This window comes from Micromonospora sp. NPDC047738 (assembly GCF_040642675.1).
Lineage (GTDB): Bacteria > Actinomycetota > Actinomycetes > Mycobacteriales > Micromonosporaceae > Micromonospora.
Genome location: NZ_JBEYSO010000001.1, coordinates 24,873 through 40,904, shown reverse-complemented (window position 1 = coordinate 40,904; position 16,032 = coordinate 24,873). Strand labels below are relative to the sequence as shown.

16 protein-coding genes are annotated in these 16,032 nt (G+C 74.2%); 8 read left to right on the top strand and 8 right to left on the bottom strand.

The annotated features are described in order from the left end of the window. Positions 1–27 precede the first annotated feature (27 nt). Positions 28–855: a universal stress protein gene (locus ABZ783_RS00215; RefSeq protein WP_357433185.1), complete on the bottom strand. Its 828-nt coding sequence runs from the start codon at positions 853–855 to the stop codon at positions 28–30. Between the two features lie 114 nt (positions 856–969). Continuing rightward, positions 970–1,767: a PP2C family serine/threonine-protein phosphatase gene (locus tag ABZ783_RS00210; protein ID WP_357433183.1), complete on the bottom strand. Its 798-nt coding sequence runs from the start codon at positions 1,765–1,767 to the stop codon at positions 970–972. Between the two features lie 112 nt (positions 1,768–1,879). On the opposite strand from ABZ783_RS00210, the gene ABZ783_RS00205 reads away from it, so the two are divergent. The 7 genes from ABZ783_RS00205 to ABZ783_RS00175 all read left to right on the top strand — a co-directional run bounded on the left by ABZ783_RS00205 (position 1,880) and on the right by ABZ783_RS00175 (position 8,271). Continuing rightward, entirely contained in the window at positions 1,880–2,116 is a 237-nt protein-coding gene (locus ABZ783_RS00205; protein ID WP_073836364.1) for an HTH domain-containing protein, read from the top strand. After that, complete coding sequence (locus tag ABZ783_RS00200; RefSeq protein WP_357433181.1) at positions 2,116–2,694, top strand: Clp protease N-terminal domain-containing protein; 579 nt, start codon at positions 2,116–2,118, stop codon at positions 2,692–2,694. Before ABZ783_RS00205 ends, ABZ783_RS00200 begins: the two co-directional genes overlap by 1 nt. 124 nt (positions 2,695–2,818) lie before the next feature. Next, complete coding sequence (locus ABZ783_RS00195; RefSeq protein WP_357433179.1) at positions 2,819–3,826, top strand: diacylglycerol kinase family protein; 1,008 nt, start codon at positions 2,819–2,821, stop codon at positions 3,824–3,826. Further along, a complete protein-coding gene (locus ABZ783_RS00190) occupies positions 3,819–4,820 on the top strand; it encodes a YihY/virulence factor BrkB family protein (protein ID WP_357433177.1) in 1,002 nt (333 codons plus the stop codon). The genes ABZ783_RS00195 and ABZ783_RS00190 overlap by 8 nt, the downstream gene beginning before the upstream one ends. Before the next feature lie 70 nt (positions 4,821–4,890). After that, positions 4,891–6,381 (top strand): phosphatase PAP2 family protein, encoded by a 1,491-nt coding sequence (locus ABZ783_RS00185; RefSeq protein WP_357433175.1) that lies wholly within the window; start codon positions 4,891–4,893, stop codon positions 6,379–6,381. A gap of 10 nt (positions 6,382–6,391) precedes the next feature. Further along, the gene (locus ABZ783_RS00180; protein ID WP_357433173.1) at positions 6,392–7,195 is read left to right on the top strand and encodes an endonuclease/exonuclease/phosphatase family protein; all 804 of its coding nucleotides are present in this window, start codon (positions 6,392–6,394) and stop codon (positions 7,193–7,195) included. A gap of 41 nt (positions 7,196–7,236) precedes the next feature. Next, positions 7,237–8,271, top strand: a complete 1,035-nt coding sequence (locus ABZ783_RS00175; protein ID WP_357433171.1) for a hypothetical protein — start codon at positions 7,237–7,239, stop codon at positions 8,269–8,271. A gap of 175 nt (positions 8,272–8,446) precedes the next feature. Here ABZ783_RS00175 and ABZ783_RS00170 read toward each other — a convergent pair whose 3' ends face one another. Beyond that, entirely contained in the window at positions 8,447–9,409 is a 963-nt protein-coding gene (locus ABZ783_RS00170; protein ID WP_357433169.1) for a TIGR03557 family F420-dependent LLM class oxidoreductase, read from the bottom strand. Between the two features lie 313 nt (positions 9,410–9,722). Here ABZ783_RS00170 and ABZ783_RS00165 point away from each other — a divergent pair, with 313 nt between their 5' ends. Continuing rightward, positions 9,723–10,067 carry a cellulose binding domain-containing protein gene (locus tag ABZ783_RS00165; RefSeq protein ID WP_357433166.1) on the top strand — a complete coding sequence of 115 codons (345 nt, stop codon included), beginning with the start codon at positions 9,723–9,725 and terminating at the stop codon, positions 10,065–10,067. Positions 10,068–10,196: 129 nt separating this feature from the next. Here ABZ783_RS00165 and ABZ783_RS00160 read toward each other — a convergent pair whose 3' ends face one another. From ABZ783_RS00160 to ABZ783_RS00140, 5 genes are all read right to left on the bottom strand, one after another. Then, positions 10,197–11,438 carry a sigma-70 family RNA polymerase sigma factor gene (locus ABZ783_RS00160; RefSeq protein WP_357434274.1) on the bottom strand — a complete coding sequence of 414 codons (1,242 nt, stop codon included), beginning with the start codon at positions 11,436–11,438 and terminating at the stop codon, positions 10,197–10,199. 12 nt (positions 11,439–11,450) lie between these two features. Continuing rightward, positions 11,451–11,843: a YciI family protein gene (locus ABZ783_RS00155; protein ID WP_357434272.1), complete on the bottom strand. Its 393-nt coding sequence runs from the start codon at positions 11,841–11,843 to the stop codon at positions 11,451–11,453. Positions 11,844–11,956: 113 nt separating this feature from the next. Then, positions 11,957–14,170: an alpha-galactosidase gene (locus tag ABZ783_RS00150; RefSeq protein WP_357433164.1), complete on the bottom strand. Its 2,214-nt coding sequence runs from the start codon at positions 14,168–14,170 to the stop codon at positions 11,957–11,959. Then, positions 14,167–15,075 (bottom strand): carbohydrate ABC transporter permease, encoded by a 909-nt coding sequence (locus ABZ783_RS00145; protein WP_357433162.1) that lies wholly within the window; start codon positions 15,073–15,075, stop codon positions 14,167–14,169. The genes ABZ783_RS00150 and ABZ783_RS00145 overlap by 4 nt, the downstream gene beginning before the upstream one ends. Then, the gene (locus ABZ783_RS00140; protein WP_357433160.1) at positions 15,072–16,028 is read right to left on the bottom strand and encodes a sugar ABC transporter permease; all 957 of its coding nucleotides are present in this window, start codon (positions 16,026–16,028) and stop codon (positions 15,072–15,074) included. The genes ABZ783_RS00145 and ABZ783_RS00140 overlap by 4 nt, the downstream gene beginning before the upstream one ends. Between the last annotated feature and the right edge of the window lie 4 nt (positions 16,029–16,032).

The following is a 16,032-nucleotide window of genomic DNA, read 5'->3' as shown; positions in this document are numbered from 1 at the left end:
GGCCGGAGGTCCCGGGCCGGGCGGGCGTCATGGCCCGTAGGCGTCCGGGGGGAGTCCACGGACGACGATCACCGGGGCCGGCGAGTGGTAGAGCAGCGACTGGCTGACCTCGCCCAGCATGCCCCGCCAGGCTTCGTCGCCGCGCGCGGCGACCAGCGCGACCTGCGCCGAGCGGGACTGTTCGACCAGGACGGTGCCGGGATCGCCGCGGACGGTGTGGCACTCGGCGGCCACCGTGGGGTGCCGGGCGGCGTACCGGGCCACCGTCTCGGCGAGCAGGTCGTCGCCGTCGCCGGCGCGGCCGGACTCGACGACCCGGATCGCCAGCAGCCGGGCCCCGCGGCGTTCCGCGCAGTCGAAGGCGTAACCGAGGGCGGTGTGGGAGGACGTCGACCCGTCCACGCCGACCAGCACCGGTCCGGGCGGCGGCGGCTCGGCCCGGCCGACCAGGACCGGGCAGCCGGCCCGGGCGGCGAGCTGCACGGCCGGCGCGTCGGTCGGTACGCAGTCCGTGCAGCCGGCCATCCCGCCGTCGCCGAGCGCCACCAGGAAGGCCGACTCGGAGGCCCGGATCAGCGCCTCGACCGGGGAGCCCTCGACGATCGCGCCGCTCACCGGCACCGCCGGCTCCGCCTCGGCGACCACCTGTCCGGCCTGTTCCAGCAGGTCCTCGGCGGCGGCGCGGGGCCCGCCCGGCGTGGACGTCGCGGCCTCCGCCGCCCAGTTGAAGGCGTGCAGCAGGTGCAGTGGGCGGTCGTGGGCGGCGGCCTCCACGGCGGCCGTCCGGACCACCTGGAGGTCCTCGTCCGACCGGCCGACGCCGACCACCACCGCGTCCTCGGTGGGTGCGGCCATCCCGCCTCACCTCCCGACCGCGCACTCCTCACCCACGGTAGTCGTGGCGGGTGCCCGCCCGGACCGGGTCGGCGGAACTGGCCCGGTCACCGCGCCGGGGATGCGGGCCCGCGGTCAGCGCGGGGTGGGCACGGTGGGCAGGACGCGGACCACCACGGCGGTGGCGTTGTCGTCGCCGCCCTCCTCCAGGCTGGCCGAGAGCAGGGCGCGGGCCGCCCGCGCCGGGTCCCGCTCGGCCAGCAGGTCCCGCAGCCGGTGGTAGCCGAGCTGGTCGCTGACCCCGTCGGTGCAGAGCAGCCAGGTGTCCCCGGTGCGCAGCGGGACGGCCAGCACGTCCGGCTCCGGCCGGTCCGGGTGGCCGACGTAGCGCAGCAGCTGGTAGCGGGCCCGGGCCGCCTCGGGCGAGGTGGCCGGCCACCAGCCGTGCACCACCCCCAGCCAGGCCATGGTGTGGTCGACCGTCACCAGCTCCAGCAGCCCGTCGCGCAGCCGGTAGGCCCGCGAGTCGCCGAGCTGGACGAGCCAGCCCTGCCCGCCGTCGGGCTCGACGGCCAGCGCGGTCAGCGTGCAGCCGGTGAGCCCGGCCAGTCCCGCCCCGGCCTGGCGTACCCGCAGCTGGGTCTCCGCGGTCGCGGCGCGCAGCTCGCGCGCGCCGACGGCGGGCCAGGTGGCGCGGACCCGCTCGACGAAGGTGTTCGTCGCGGTGGCGCCGGCGATCCGGCTGCCGTCACCGTCGCCCATCCCGTCGGCCACCGCGAACAGCGGCAGCTCCGGGTCGACGTGCAGCACGTCGAAGTTCTCCGGGTAGTGGTGCCCGACCACGCTGCCGCCGGCCATCTCCAGCGTGAGTCGCCCGACCGTCAGCCGGCGGGCGGCCTCGACCGGTCGGTCCAGCGAGCGGCGGCGGAACACCAGCGGACCGTAGCACCAGCTGGGGCTGCGCCCGGGCGCGTCGCGGTCGTGTCGGCCCGTCGCGTGTCAACCAGGGTTGACAGGGCGGGTGCTGTCAACCTATGTTGACAGCATGAGTCAGGCGACGGAACTCGCGGCGGCCGCCGGCAGCACCGACCCGAAGGTCGGGCTCCGCGCGGTCCTCGCCCTGCGCCGGCTGCTCGAGCGGCTCGAGGTGGTCCAGGTGGACAACGCCCGACGACAGGGCTGGTCCTGGCAGGAGATCGCCGACGCGCTCGAGGTCAGCCGGCAGGCGGTCCACAAGAAGCACGCCGGGCGACCGGCGGTCCCCGGAAGCTGGGAGGCGTGATGTTCGAACGGTTCACCGACCGGGCCCGGACGGTGGTGCGGCACGCGGTCGACGAGGCCCGCGCCGAGGGCCGGCGCCCCGTCGGCACCGAGCACCTGCTGCTCGGCGTGCTCGCCGACGGCGACAACCTGGCCGTCCGGGTGCTGGCCCAGGCCGGCGTCCGGGCCGAGGACCTGCGCGCCGCGGTGGCCCGGCACACGGCCGGCGGCGTCGACGGCCTCGGCGAGGCCGACGCGGCGGCGCTGCGGGAGATCGGCATCGACCTGGCGGCGATCGTCGCGCGGATCGAGGAGTCCTTCGGACCCGACGCGCTGCGCGAGGCGGCGCCCCCACCCCGCCGGCGCTGGGGCCGGCGCCGGCCCGACGACGGCCGGTTCTCGCCCCGGGCGAAGAAGGTGCTGGAACTCAGCCTGCGCGAGGCGATCCGGCTGCGCCACCACCACATCGGCACCGAGCACATCCTGCTCGGCCTGCTCCGCGAGGGCAACGGCCTGGTCGCGCTGGTGCTCACCGAGGCCGGCGCCGACCTCGACGACTTGCGCCGGCGGGTGGAGGCGGCGCTGCGGACGGCGGCCTGACGCCCGACGACACGAACGTCGGCGGCGCCGACCGGCCACTGCGGTCCTCAAACCTGTTTGCGATCCACGCAACGTCCGTCTCCGTCGACTCGCTGACCCGTCGGAGTTGCTGCACACTGACGCCGTGAACGGTGGAGCGGACCAGCGGCTGGTGACCGCCGGCAACGCCGCGCCGCGCTCGGCGGTGGTGGTCAACCCGGTGAAGGTGACCGATCTCGACCAGTTCCGCCGCACGGTGGACGGCGCCCTCGACGCCGCCGGCTGGCCCCCGCCGACGTGGTACGAGACCACCGTCGAGGACCCGGGCCGCGGCCAGACCGAGGCGGCCGTCAAGGCCGGCGCGGAGGTCGTCCTCGCCTGCGGCGGCGACGGCACCGTACGCGCCTGCGTGACCGCGCTGGCCGGCACCGACGTGGCGCTCGCCGTGCTGCCCCAGGGCACCGGCAACCTGCTCGCCGCCAACCTCGGCCTCTCCGGCGACCTGGCCGCCGGGCTGGAGGTCGCCGTCGAGCGGGGCAGGCGGCGGCTGGACGTCGGGGTCGTCGGCGACCAGTGCTTCGCCGTGATGGCCGGGATGGGCTTCGACGCGCAGATGCTCGACGCCACCTCGGAGACCACCAAGGCACGGATCGGCTGGCCGGCGTACGTCGTGGGCGCCGTGAAGCACCTGCGGGACCGGCCGATGCGGGTCTGGATCCGGATTGACGACCACCCGCCGCTGCGCCGCCGGGCCCGCTCGGTCCTGGTCGCCAACGTCGGCCGCCTCCAGGGCGGCGTACGCCTGCTCACCGACGCCGAGCCCGACGACGGCTGGCTCGACGTCGCGGTGCTCACCCCCCGGACGCTGGGCCACTGGCTGGCCATGGGCTGGGCGCTCGTCCGCCGGCGTGGCCAGGTGCCCCGGATGGAGATCCTCCGCGGCCGGAAGGTCGAGATCACCAGCAACCGGGCCCAGCCACGGGAGCTCGACGGCGACCTGATCGAGCCCGGCCGCTCGCTCACGGCCGAGATCCGGCCCGCGGCGCTCTGGCTCTGCGTGGCCCGGCCGGAGCGCCACCCCGACCTGTCGGTGGACGCCGACGCCGCCGGTCAGCGCGGTGAACGCCTGGTCGAGGACGCCCGCCGTGAGTAGCACCAAGCTGGTCCCCGAGACCCGGCTGATGTCGGCGGACGAACTCTCCGCCGACGACGCCTGGCACACCCTGCGCCGGCACGGCGGCTGGTGCCTGCTGCGGGACGCCTTCGTCCGGTTCCGCTACGGCGACGGCGTCAGCCACTCCCGGGCCCTCGCCCTGCAGCTCTGCCTGGCCGTGGTGCCGTTCCTCATCGCGCTCACCGGCCTGATCACCGACCTCGGCGCCGACGAGGGCGGCAAGGTGGTCGCCGACACCGTGCTCGCGCTCACCCCCGGCCAGAGCGAGTCGGTGGTGCAGCAGCTGCTGGCCGACGGCGAGCACAGCGAACACGCCGGCGAACTGGCGTTGACCCTCGGCCTGCTCACCGGCCTCGTCGCGCTCGCCACCACCATGGCCCAGATCGAACGGGGCGCGAACCGCATCTACGGCGTCGAGCGGGACCGCCCGGCCCTGGCCAAGTACGTCCGCGCCGCCGTCCTCGCGGTGACCGCCGGCGTACCCGCGCTGGCCGGGTTCCTCATTCTGGTCGGCGGACGGGCGATGGGCGAGTCGGTGCAGCGGCACTACGCCTGGGGCAGCGTCGCCAACGCCGCCTGGGACGTGATCCGCTGGCCGCTCAGCCTCGGGCTGACCGTGCTGGCCGTGGCGGTGCTGTTCCGGCACGCGCCCCGGCGCCGGCAGCCCGGCCTGTCCTGGCTGTTTTTCGGTGCCGGCATCGCCACCGCGCTGTGGTGGCTGGCGAGCCTGCTGCTCGCCGCGTACGTCAAGTACAGCGACGGATTCGGGCAGACCTACGGCGCGCTGACCGGGATGATGGCCCTGCTGCTGTGGGCCAACCTGACCGGGATGGCGCTCTTCGGCGGGCTGGCCTTCGCCGCCCAGCTGGAGGCGATGCGGATCGGCGTGGCGGAGCCCGCCCAGCCCGACCTCTGGGAGCCGGAGGCCGAACCCGCACCGGTCCTCGACACCGGCGAGATGACCGCGCACTGACCGGCGGCCGCGTGTACGCGGAGCGCGAACCGGGTACAGCGCGCCTCGGCAGAACACAAGGGAGGTGCGGGTGACCGCGGTCAAGGAGACCCACCGCCGGCCCCTCGGCCGGTTCGCCGAGCGCAGCGTCGTAGGGCTGCTCGCGGTCGCCGGGGCGGGGGTCGCGTTCGGGGTGCTGCTCATGCTCGTCCGGTTCCACTGGGACCCGCTGTACCGCGCCGACCACGAGGCGGCCGAGTGGTTCAACCGCCTCGTGGCGCCGCACCACCCCCTGGTCACCGCGCTCCAGGCGGTCACCGACCTGGGCGGCCGGCCGGTACTGATCTGGCTGGTCACCATCGCGGTGGTCGGCCTGCTGATCCGCCGCCAGCCCCGACTGGCGGTCTACCTGATCATCAGCGGGGTGGGCGGGCTGATCCTCGACCCGTCGCTGAAGGCGCTGGTCGGGCGGCTGCGCCCGGTGGTCGACGTGCCGATCACCCACGCGCCCGGCAACAGCTTCCCGAGCGGGCACGCGCTCGGCTCGTTCGTCGCGTACGGGGCGCTGCTGCTGGTCTTCCTGCCGGCCATGCCGCCCCGGTGGCGCAGACCGGCCATCGTCCTGGTCGGCGGGCTGGTCCTCCTGATCGGGCTGACCCGGATCGCGCTCGGCGTGCACTTCGTCTCCGACGTGCTCGGCGGCTGGCTGCTCGGCGCGACCTGGCTCGGCGTCACCGCGTACGCCTTCCGGCTGTGGCGGCGCGACCGCGGCCGCCCGGTGCCACCGATCAGCGAGGGCCTGGAGCCGGAGGCGGGGGAGGAGATCACCCCCGCGCCGGACGAGGAGCACGTGCTGGAGCACCCCCGCTCGGCCGTCGCCGAGCTGCTGGTCGGCTGGGTGCTCGTCTTCGGCGCCCTCTACGCGTTCGGCATGGTGGTCAGCTACCACGCCAAGGGCACGTTCCTGGACACCCTCGACACCGAGGTGCCGCAGTGGCTCGCGGCCCGGCGTACCGACTCGCTGAACAACCTGAGCTGGTGGTGGAGCAAGTTCGGCGACACCCACGCCATCCTGCTGATCTCACTGGTCTTCTGCCCGCTGGTGCTGGCGATCTGGAAGCGCTGGCGGCCGGTGCTCTTCGTGGCGCTGGCGATGTTCGGCGAGCTGAGCCTCTTCCTCGCCTCCTCCGGAGCGGTCGACCGCCCCCGCCCACCGGTGGACAACCTGGACGGGCACCTGCCCACCTCGTCCTTCCCGTCCGGGCACATCGCGGCCACCATCTGCCTCTGGACCGCGATCGCCGTCATCGTGCTCGCCCGCACCGACCACTGGTGGCGGTGGCTGTTCGTGGCCATGGCGGTGATCATGCCGGTCGGGGTGGCCATCTCGCGGATGTACCGGGGCATGCACCACCCGACCGACGTCATGGGCGCGATCCTGCTCAGCGGGCTGTGGATCGGGCTGCTCTGGTGGGTGGTCCGCCCCAACGCCGACGTCCGGCGGGGCAACCGCCCGGCCATCGAGTCGGAGCAGGTGCCCGAACTGCCCGACGAGCTGGCCAGGGCCGGCCGAGAGGAGTGACCGGGCGCCGATGCTGCGGGTGATGACCTGGAACATCCGAACCGGCGGGCGGGACCGGGACGGGCCCGACCGGTGGGCCGGGATCCTCGCCGTCGTCAGCGGCCAGCGCCCCGACGTGCTGGCCCTGCAGGAGTTGCGCGGCCTCGACCGGGGCGGGCGGATGGCGGACCTGGCCGGCCGGCTGGGGATGGTGCCCCACCTGGCCCGGTCCTGCTTCGGGCAGCCGGTCGCGGTGCTGGTCCGCGCGCCGCTGCGGGTGCTGCGCTCCGCTCGGGTACGCCGACCCTTCCACCACGCCGCCGCCCGGGTCCAGGTATCCACCGGGGCGGGGCCGCTCACCGTGTTCAGCACCCACCTTGATCCGTACTCCGGCGGCCGGCGGCGGATGGAGGCGGAGTGGCTCGCGGCGGCCGTTCGGCGTACCGGGGGCGAGTTGGCCCTGCTCGCCGGGGACCTGAACACCCTCGAGCCGACCGCCGACCACACCGCCCGGCTGGCCGGCCTGTCCGACCGGTACCGGCGCCGGCACCTGCGCCGCGACGGCCGCACCGTCGACACCCGCGCCGTGTCCCGCCTGCTCGACGCCGGCCTGGTCGACCTGTGGCCGGACCGGGGCGGGAGCGAGCCCGGCGGGCTGACCGTGCCGACCCGGCACGGCGGGGCGGAGTTCGCCGGGATGCGCCTGGACTACCTGCTCGCCACGCCCGCGTTGGCCGCGCTGGCCCGCCAGGTGCGGGTGGTCCGGGGCAGCGACGCGGACACCGCCTCCGACCACTATCCGGTGGTGGCGGACCTGGCGCTGGACCCGGCCTGACCGGGGCGGCGGTCGTTGCCGCGGCTGACTACCGTGACGCCGTGACCGGCCCGCCGCCCCCGCGCCCGTCCGACCCGTACCGGCCGCCCACGCCGCCCCGGCCGGCCGCCGCGTCGAGCCCGCGCGCCCCAGCCCCGGCCGAGCCGCCGCCCCCGCTGGTCGCGGCCGTCGCCCGCGCCGTCGCCCTGGTCGTGGTCCTGCCGGTACGCCTCGCCTGGGAGTTGGCCGTCGCCGCCGGCCGCCTGCTGGACCGGTACCTGGTCACGCCCACCGGCCGGTTCCTGCACCGCTGGCTGCTGCGCCCGCTGGCCTGGGCCGCGCGCACCCTGCTGTGGCTGCCGCTGGTCTGGCTGGCGCGTGGGGCGGCCTGGGTCGCCGTGCACCTGCTGTGGCGGCCCCTGGTCTGGGCCGCGCGCACGCTGGTGTGGCTGCCGCTGGGGTGGCTGGCCTGGGGCCTCGCCTGGGTCGCGGTGCACCTGATCTGGCAGCCCTGGTTGGCGAGAGGCGCTGCCTGGGTGGCGGTGCGGGTGCTCTGGCGTCCGCTGGCCTGGGCGGCCCGGCACCTGGCGTGGGTGCCGCTGGCCTGGCTGGTCCGGCAGTTGGTGGTCCGGCCGCTGCGCTGGCTGGCCCGGGTGCTCGCCCCGGTGGGACGGTCGCTGCTCGCCGGGCTGGCGCTGCTCGGCCGTGGGCTGGCCGCCGTCGGTCGGGTGTTCGCCGCCGGGGTCGTCGCGGTCGGCCGGGTGCTGGCCGCCGTCGCTCAGGTCCTCGCCGGGGTACTGGTGGACGGGGTCGTCGGTGCCTGGCGGCTCGCCGGACGGGTGCTCGGCTTCCTCTACCGCGTGCTGCTGCGACCGCTGGGTCGGGCCGTGCGCTGGCTGTGGCGGCACACCGCCGTACCGCTCGGCCGGGCCGTCCGGGCCGGCTGGTGGGCCACCGTCGTCCCGGCGGCGCGGGGCATGCGTACGGCGTGGCGGGCCACGGTCGGGCCGACCCGTCGCTGGCTGCGCCGGGCGGTGCTGGACCCGGTCCGGGTCACCAGCCGGGAGCTGCTCACCGCCCTGGGCCTGCGCCGCTGACCCGCGGCCCAGCCTCGCCCGGCCCGGCGGTCAGATCAGCAGGTTCAGCACCACGGTCAGCACCACCGAGACGAGGATCGAGAAGAGGATCATCAGCAGGCAGCCGACCCCGCCCCCGAGGGGTCGGATCTCGGTGTTCCCCATACGCATGGACCCACCATCGCAGGTCGGGCGGTCACAGCGTGCGGAGCCGGGGCAACAGCTCCTCCTGCGCCCAGTTCAGGAACATCGGCTGGCTGTCCGCGCCCACCTGGACCAGCGCCACGTGGGTGAAGCCCGCGTCGACGAACTGCTTGAACGCCGCCACGTGCCGGTCCACGTCCGGGCCGCACGGGATCGACCCGGCCACGTCCTCCTCGCGCACGAACTGCGTCGCCGCGGCGAACGACTCGGGCCCCGGCAGGTTCGCGTTGACCTTCCAGCCCAGGCCGAACCAGCGGAACTGGTCGTGCACGATCTTGCGGCACTCGGCCTCGTCCGGGCCGTAGCAGATCGCCACCTGGCCGTAGCGCGGCCTACCGGCGCCGCCGGCGTCGTCGTACATCTGGATCAGGTGCGCGTCGGGCTCGGTGGCGATCATGCCGTTGCCGTACTCGGCGGCGAGGGTGGCGGACTGCCGGCCGGAGGCGGCGATCGCCATCGGCACCGGGCGCTCCGGCCGGTCCCAGACGTACGCGTCGGGGACGTCGAAGTGGTTACCGGAGAAGGTCAACGTCTCGCCGTTGAGCAGGGGCCGGATGATCTGCAACGCCTCCTCGAACATCTCGTGCCGCTGCTCCACGTGCGGCCAGCCGCCGACCACGTGCTCGTTGAGGTTCTCCCCGGCGCCCAGCCCGAGGGTGAACCGGCCGTCCGAGAGCACCCCGACCGTGCTGGCCTTCTGCGCCACCACCGCCGGGTGGTAGCGGCGGATCGGGCAGGTCACGAAGGACATCAGCCCGACCCGGCTGGTCGCGTGCGCGACCGCGCCGAGCACCGACCAGGCGTACGGGGAGTGGCCCTGCGCGTCGAGCCACGGGTAGTAGTGGTCGGACGTGACCAGGTGGTCGAAGCCGGCGGCCTCGGCGCGGACGGCGTGGTCGACCAGGTGCTTCGGGCCGGCCTGCTCGCACAGGAGGGTGTAGCCGACGTTGACCATGGCGCATCTCCTTCCGGCGGATCCTCACCAGATACCCCGCGCTGCGCCGGTCAACCGTGCCCGTCCGCTCGCCATCCAGGCACTTCTTGCCGGCGGCTGCGCTGCTGCCCACCCTCCGGTCGGCACCCTTTTCCATCGATCGACTTCACCGGTTGCCTCCGGCATTCCATCGCCCTACGCTGATGCCTGCGTCCGCCGGGAGTCGGCGGCGGCTGTCGGGCTCAGCCGCCCTCGTCACCACCACCGCACCCCCCACACGGCCGGCTACACGATCGTCAACTCCTGGCAGGGCGGCTTCCAGGGCGAGGTCAAGGTGACCGTCGGCCCCTCGGCGATCACCGGCTGGACCGTGCGCTGGACCTTCGCCAACGGCCAGACGGTCAGCCAGACCTGGAACGCCACGATCAGCAACAGCGGCGCGGAATACACGGCGCGCAACGTCGACTACAACGGCCGGCTGGGTGCCGGTGCCACCACCAGCTTCGGCTTCCTCGCCAGCTGGAACGGCACCAACACCGCCCCAACCCCTGACCTGCACCCCGAGCTGACCCACCCGGCGGCCGGGCCCGCCCCGCCCGGCCCGCCCGGGCCGCCCGCCCGGCCGGATGCGGGCCCGCACCGGATCGGGGACGTGGCGGTATTCCCGCCGCCCCGATAACGCCACCTCGCCGATCTGGAGTGGGTCAACAGCAGGTCGGCGACCTGGCGGTGTTGCGCGGCCCGGACACCGCCACCTCGCCGATCTGGTGTGGATCTTGGAGCCGTCGACAGCCGATCGGGAGTGGACTCAGCGCTGGGCCAGCCGGGCGGCGCGCATCTGCAGGTAGCGCTGCTCGGGGAGGCTGGTGGTCTGCCCGGCGGCGGCCCGGTAGTGGGTCACCGCGGCGTCCCGGTCGCCGGCCATCTCGTACAGGTGCGCCCGGGCCGCGTCGAGGCGGTGGTGCCCGGCCATCCGGGGGTCGGCGTCCAGGGCGGCGAGCGCGTCCAGCCCGGCGGCCGGGCCGTGCACCATGGCGGTCGCCACCGCGCGGTTGAGCGACACCACCGGGTTCCCGGAGAGGCGTTCCAACACCTGGTAGAGCGCGAGGATCTGCGGCCAGTCGGTCTGCGCGGCGGTGGGCGCCTCGTCGTGCAGCGCGGCGATGGCGGCCTGGAGCTGGTACGGACCGACCGGCCCGCGGGCCATCGCCCGGGTGACGAGCGCGGTCCCCTCGGCGATCGCGGCGGCGTCCCACCGGCTGCGGTCCTGGTCGGCCAGGGAGATCAGCTCACCCGACGGGCCGGTCCGGGCGGCGGCGCGGGCCTCGGTGAGCAGCATCAGGGCGAGCAGCCCGGCCACCTCGCTGTCGTCCGGCAGCACCGCGTGCATGGCCCGGGTCAGCCGAATCGCCTCCTCGGACAGGTCCACCCGGCGCAGGTCCGTGCCGAGGCTGGCGGTGTGCCCCTCGGTGAAGATCAGGTACAGCACGTGCAGCACCGCCGCGAGGCGAGACTCGCGCTCGCCCTCGTCCGGCATCCGGAACGGCAGCCCGGAGGTCCGGATGCGCTGCTTGGCCCGGCTGATCCGCTGCGCCATGGTGGGCTCCGGGACGAGGAATGCGCGGGCGATCTCGGTGGTGGTGAGCCCGCCCACCGCGCGCAGCGTCAGCGCGATCGCCGAGGCGGTCGACAGCGTCGGGTGGCAGCAGAGGAAGAGTAGGACCAGGGTGTCGTCCCGGTCCGAGATCAGCGGCTCGTCCGCGGCCGGCGCGGTCTGCCGCTGGTCGCCCTCCCGCCGGGCTGCGCGGTCCTCCCGGTCCCGCCGGGCGGCCTCGGCCCGGACCAGCTCGATCATCCGGCGGTACGCGACCTGGACGAGCCAGCCGCGCGGATTGTCCGGCAGCCCCTGGGCCGGCCACTGGGTGGCCGCGTCCAGCAGGGCCTCCTGGACCGCGTCCTCGGCGGTGGCGAAGTCACCGAACCGGCGGGCGAGCACGCCGAGGACCTGCGGCGCCAGCTCGCGCAGCAGGTCCTCGACGGTCTGGTCCAGGGTGCCCAGCGGTCAGATCTCCTCTGGCGGCGCGGACATGATCGGGTGCACCTCGATCGGCATGTTCAGCGGTCGCCCGCCGGGCCCGGGCGCGGTGGAGATGTGCGCGGCGATCTCGACCGCCCGCTCCGGCGTCTCGCAGTCGACGATCCACCAGCCGGCGAGGAACTCTTTGGTCTCGGCGAACGGCCCTTCGGTGACGACCGGGGCGCCACCCTCGCCCGCCCGGACGATCCGTGCCTGCTGCGGCCCGCCCAGGCCCTCCGCCTGGACCCACTCCCCGTCGGCGGTGAGCTTCGCGTTGACCTCGCCCATGAACCCGATGTGCGCCCGGATCTCCTCCGGCGTCCAGGTGTCGATCGACGGGAAGTCGGCCCCGGCGGCGCTGAACTGCATCAGCAGCATGTACTTCACGGTTCGCTCCTCACGCCTGTGCACCGATTCTCGGTGCTTCCACCCTCAGGTAGAAGCTGCCACTCCGGTTCTCGACATCCGGGCGGAGAAATTTCCCGGAAATCTCAGCCGACGGCGGTGACCTCCAGCAGCAGCGCCTGCTCGGGGTGCAGGGCCGGCAGTTGGAGCCCCACCGAGGCGAGCACCGACCCGCCGAGGGTCACCCCGTCGGCCGAGGCCAACCAGGCCGGCGGGGCCAGCTCCAGCACCGCCGGCTCCGGCAGCCCGGCCGGCGGCCGCACCCGGTAGCGCCGCGCCGGATCCAGCCCGGGCAGGCGTACCAGGCCCGGCACCTGGGCGACCGAGGTGGTCAGCCGGGAGATCGCGTACACCGCGCGGGACCGGTCGTGGGCGACCACGCCGTGCGCCTGGACGGCCGGGTCGGGGTGGTCGACCCGGACCACCCGGCCGCCGTGCAGCAGCGGACGCAGCCGCTTGTGCAGGGCGACCCAGGCGGCGAGTTCCGCCCGCTCGGCGGTGGTGATCCCGCTGATGTCCCACTCGATGCCGTGGTGGCCGAAGAGCGCGGTGACCGCCCGGAAGCCGAGGTCGTGCACGCGGTGGGTGGTGTGCGAGCGTTCCGGTCCGATGTGGGTGCCGACCAGTTCGGGTGGGAGCAGCAGGCCGGTCCAGCGCTGGATCGACAGCCGTTCCAGGGCGTCGTTGCAGTCGCTGGCCCACACCCGGTCCGTGCGGCGCAGGATCTCCAGGTCGACCCGCGCCCCGCCGGACGAGCAGCTCTCGATCTCCACTGCGGGGTGGCGGCCACGCAGCTCGTCGAGGAGGCGGTAGACCGCCACGGTCTGCGCGTGCACCCCCGGCCGGCCGCCGTGCCCGGCCTCGGTGAGGTCCCGATTGTGGTCCCACTTCAGGTACGCGATCCCGTCGTGCTCCGTCAGCACCGCGTCCAGCCGGCCCAGCAGGTGGGCGTACGCGTCCGGGTGGGCGAGGTCGAGCACCTGCTGGTGGCGCCACTCCGGCGGCAGCCGGCCGGGCGCCTGGAGCAGCCAGTCCGGGTGGGTCCGGAACAGGTCCGAGTCCCGGTTGACCATCTCCGGCTCGACCCAGAGCCCGAACTGCATCCCGTGCCCGCGGACGTGGTCGATGAGCGGTTGCAGCCCGTCCGGCCAGACGTCGTCGTCGACCCACCAGTCGCCGAGCCCGGCGCGGTCGTGCCGGCGGCCCCGGAACCAGCCGTCGTCGAGCACGAACCGTTCCACGCCCACCTCGGCGGCCCGGTCGGCGAGGTCCCTGAGCCGGTCCAGGTCGTGGTCGAAGTAGACCGCCTCCCACACGTTGAGGGTCACCGGGCGGGGTGCGCGCGGGTGCTGCGGGCGGGCCCGCAGGTGGGTGTGCAGCACGTTGCTGAGCCCGTCCAGCCCGTCGGTCGAGTGGACCGCGTAGAGCAGGGGAGTGACGTACTCCGCGCCGGGGGCGAGCACGATCTCGCCGGGGGTGAGCAGTTCGCCGCCGCCCAGGGTGGCCTCCCCGGTGGGGCGGCGTTCGGCCACCGTGACGTGGTCGCCGCTCCACGCGGTGTGCACCGCCCACACCTCGCCGTGCCCGAAGCCGAAGCCCGGCGTGCCGGCGACGAGCAGCAGCGTGGCGTCGTGGCCGGTGCGGCCGTGCCGGCCCTCGCGTACCCAGGCGCCCATCGGCCACGGGTGCCGCTGCGGGGCGCGTTCCCGGCACCAGCGCCCGGTCAGGTCGAGCAGTTCGGTGGCGACCGCGGGCACCGGCAGCACCGGGGTCAGCTCCCGCACCTCGTACGGCCGGTCGCCGTCGTTGCGCAGCCGGTGCCGCAGTGTCAGCAGTCCGGTCGGGTCGAGCGTGAGCTCGACGGTGAGCGACAACCCCGCGCCCGGGTCCGCCGCCCGCACGGTCACCCGCGCGGCATCGGCCCCGTCGGGGTCCCGCTCCGCCCCGGATACGCGCACCGCCTCCCCGCCCCCCGCCACCCGGCTCGGCTCTGGGGCGACGTCGGCGACGTCGAGCCCGTCGAGGCGGAAGGCGGTGGACCAGTCCCGGCCGTCGCGGTGGCCGGCCAGGCCGGGCCGGCCGCTCCAGCCGGCGCTGGGTTCGGGCAGCAGTGACAGCACGGTCGGCGCGTCGAAGCTGCTCGGCACCACCGGCGCGATGGTGGCGTCGACCAGGGCGGGCAGGTCGTCGGCGGGGAGGGGGCCGAGGTCGGCGCCCCAGTGCACGATCCGGGGCAGGCCCGGGCCGCGCGCGTCGAGCACCAGGCTGGTCCGGGCGCGGCGTAGGTGGAGGATCGTCATCCCTTGCTGGCTCCCAGGGTCAGGCCCCGGACGAACTGCTTCTGCAACAGGAAGAAGATCACCAGGGTGGGGATCGCGACCAGCACCGAGCCGGCCGAGACCAGGTTGTTGTCGGTGAAGAACTCGCCGCGCAGGTTGTTCAGCGAGCTGGTCACCGGGAACTTGTCGCCGGTGCGCATCAGCACGGTGGCCCAGAAGAACTCGTTGTAGATCCAGGTCACCTCGAGGGTGGCCAGCGCGGCCAGGGCCGGCCGGCAGAGCGGCATGGTGACCTGCCAGTACTGCCGCCACACGCTGGCCCCGTCCACCATCGCCGCCTCGTACAGGTCGTGCGGCAGGGCCTTCATGTAGTTGCTCAGCACGAAGACGCAGAAGCCGCACTGGAAGGCGACGTTGACCAGGATCAGCCCCCAGTAGCTGTCGTAGAGCAGCTCCGAGTCGCTCATCCAGGCCGGCAGCGGGATCTCGGTGAACATCCGGAACAGCGGGATCAGCAGGGCCTGCTGCGGCAGCAGGTTCGCCGCGGTGAACAGCCCGAGCAGCACGAGGTTGAGCTTCCAGCTGAACCGGGCGATCACGAACGCCACGCAGGAGGCGAGGAAGAGCGTCAGCAGCACCGCCGGGACCGTGATGTAGACGGAGTTGAGGAAGTGCTTGCCGAACTCCGCGGTCCGCCAGGCGGTGACGTAGTTGTCGATGGTCCAGCCGCCGAGGGAGACGTAGCCGTGGGTGGCGGTGTACTCGTAGGACCGCAGCGAGGTCAGCGTCGCCCAGAGGATCGGGAAGAGCCAGCCGACGGCCACCGTACCCAGGAAGAGGTGCAGGACCACCCGGGCGGGCCGCAGCGGCCGGCGGCGCCCGGCCGGTGCGGTGGCCGTGGTCTCGCGGGTCAGGACGGTGGTCATCGCCGGCCCTCCCGCATCACGGTGGCCAGATAGAGGGTGATGAAGACCAGGGAGACGACCAGCATGATGGTCGCCAGGGCGGAGCCGAAGCCGATCCGGCTGGCCTCGCCCACCACGTTCGCGGTGACCAGCGCGGAGATCAGCTCCAGCCCGTTGCGGCCCTTGTTGATGACCCACACCAGGTCGAACGCGCGCAGCGACTCGATCACCGTCACCACCAGCACGATGATGTTGATCGGCCGCATGACCGGGAAGACCACCCGGAAGAAGGTGCTGGCCTCGGAGGAGCCGTCCACGGCGGCCGCCTCGCGCAGCGACGGGTCGACGCCCTTCAGGCCGGCCAGATAGAGCAGCATGATGTAGCCGACGTGCCGCCAGCCGGCGGCGACGAGCACCGCCCAGATGTTCACGTGCGGGTCGCCGTACCAGTCGGTCTGGGTGCCCAGCAGTGCGTTGAGCAGGCCCTGGTCGCGGCTGTAGATGAGCTGCCAGACGAAGCCGATCAGCGCCAGGGAGAGCACCACCGGCAGGTAGAGCGCGGTCTGGTAGAAGCGGCTGCCGCGCAGTTCCTTGTCGAGCAGCACGGCGAGGAACATCCCGAACGGGGTGGCCACCACGAAGAGCGCGGCCAGCCAGAGCAGGTTGTTCTGGATCGCCGGGACGAACGGCGGGTAGATGTTCACCACGTCGTCGTAGTTCTTCAGGCCGACCCAGTCGATCTCGCTGAGCGGGCCGATGCCGTCCCAGTTGGTGCCGGAGAGCAGCACGGTGGCCAGCGCCGGCAGCCAGACCAGGCCGACGACGAGGAGCATGGGTACCAGCACCATCAGCGTGATCACCACGCGGTCGGTGTGGGACAGGAGCCGTAGCCGCCGGCGGCGACCACGCGTGGTGGTGGTCGCGGCCGGCGATGGTACGGCGCGATCCGCTTGGATCAGGGGCAGGTCGGACATGGTG

Coding starts and splice junctions, on each gene's coding strand:
- ABZ783_RS00145 (WP_357433162.1), bottom strand. CDS start 15,075: ATGACCACCGTCCTGACCCGCGAGACCACGGCCACCGCACCGGCCGGG.
- ABZ783_RS00180 (WP_357433173.1), top strand. CDS start 6,392: ATGCTGCGGGTGATGACCTGGAACATCCGAACCGGCGGGCGGGACCGG.
- ABZ783_RS00140 (WP_357433160.1), bottom strand. CDS start 16,028: ATGTCCGACCTGCCCCTGATCCAAGCGGATCGCGCCGTACCATCGCCG.
- ABZ783_RS00170 (WP_357433169.1), bottom strand. CDS start 9,409: ATGGTCAACGTCGGCTACACCCTCCTGTGCGAGCAGGCCGGCCCGAAG.
- ABZ783_RS00155 (WP_357434272.1), bottom strand. CDS start 11,843: ATGCTGCTGATGCAGTTCAGCGCCGCCGGGGCCGACTTCCCGTCGATC.
- ABZ783_RS00200 (WP_357433181.1), top strand. CDS start 2,116: ATGTTCGAACGGTTCACCGACCGGGCCCGGACGGTGGTGCGGCACGCG.
- ABZ783_RS00215 (WP_357433185.1), bottom strand. CDS start 855: ATGGCCGCACCCACCGAGGACGCGGTGGTGGTCGGCGTCGGCCGGTCG.
- ABZ783_RS00150 (WP_357433164.1), bottom strand. CDS start 14,170: ATGACGATCCTCCACCTACGCCGCGCCCGGACCAGCCTGGTGCTCGAC.
- ABZ783_RS00205 (WP_073836364.1), top strand. CDS start 1,880: ATGAGTCAGGCGACGGAACTCGCGGCGGCCGCCGGCAGCACCGACCCG.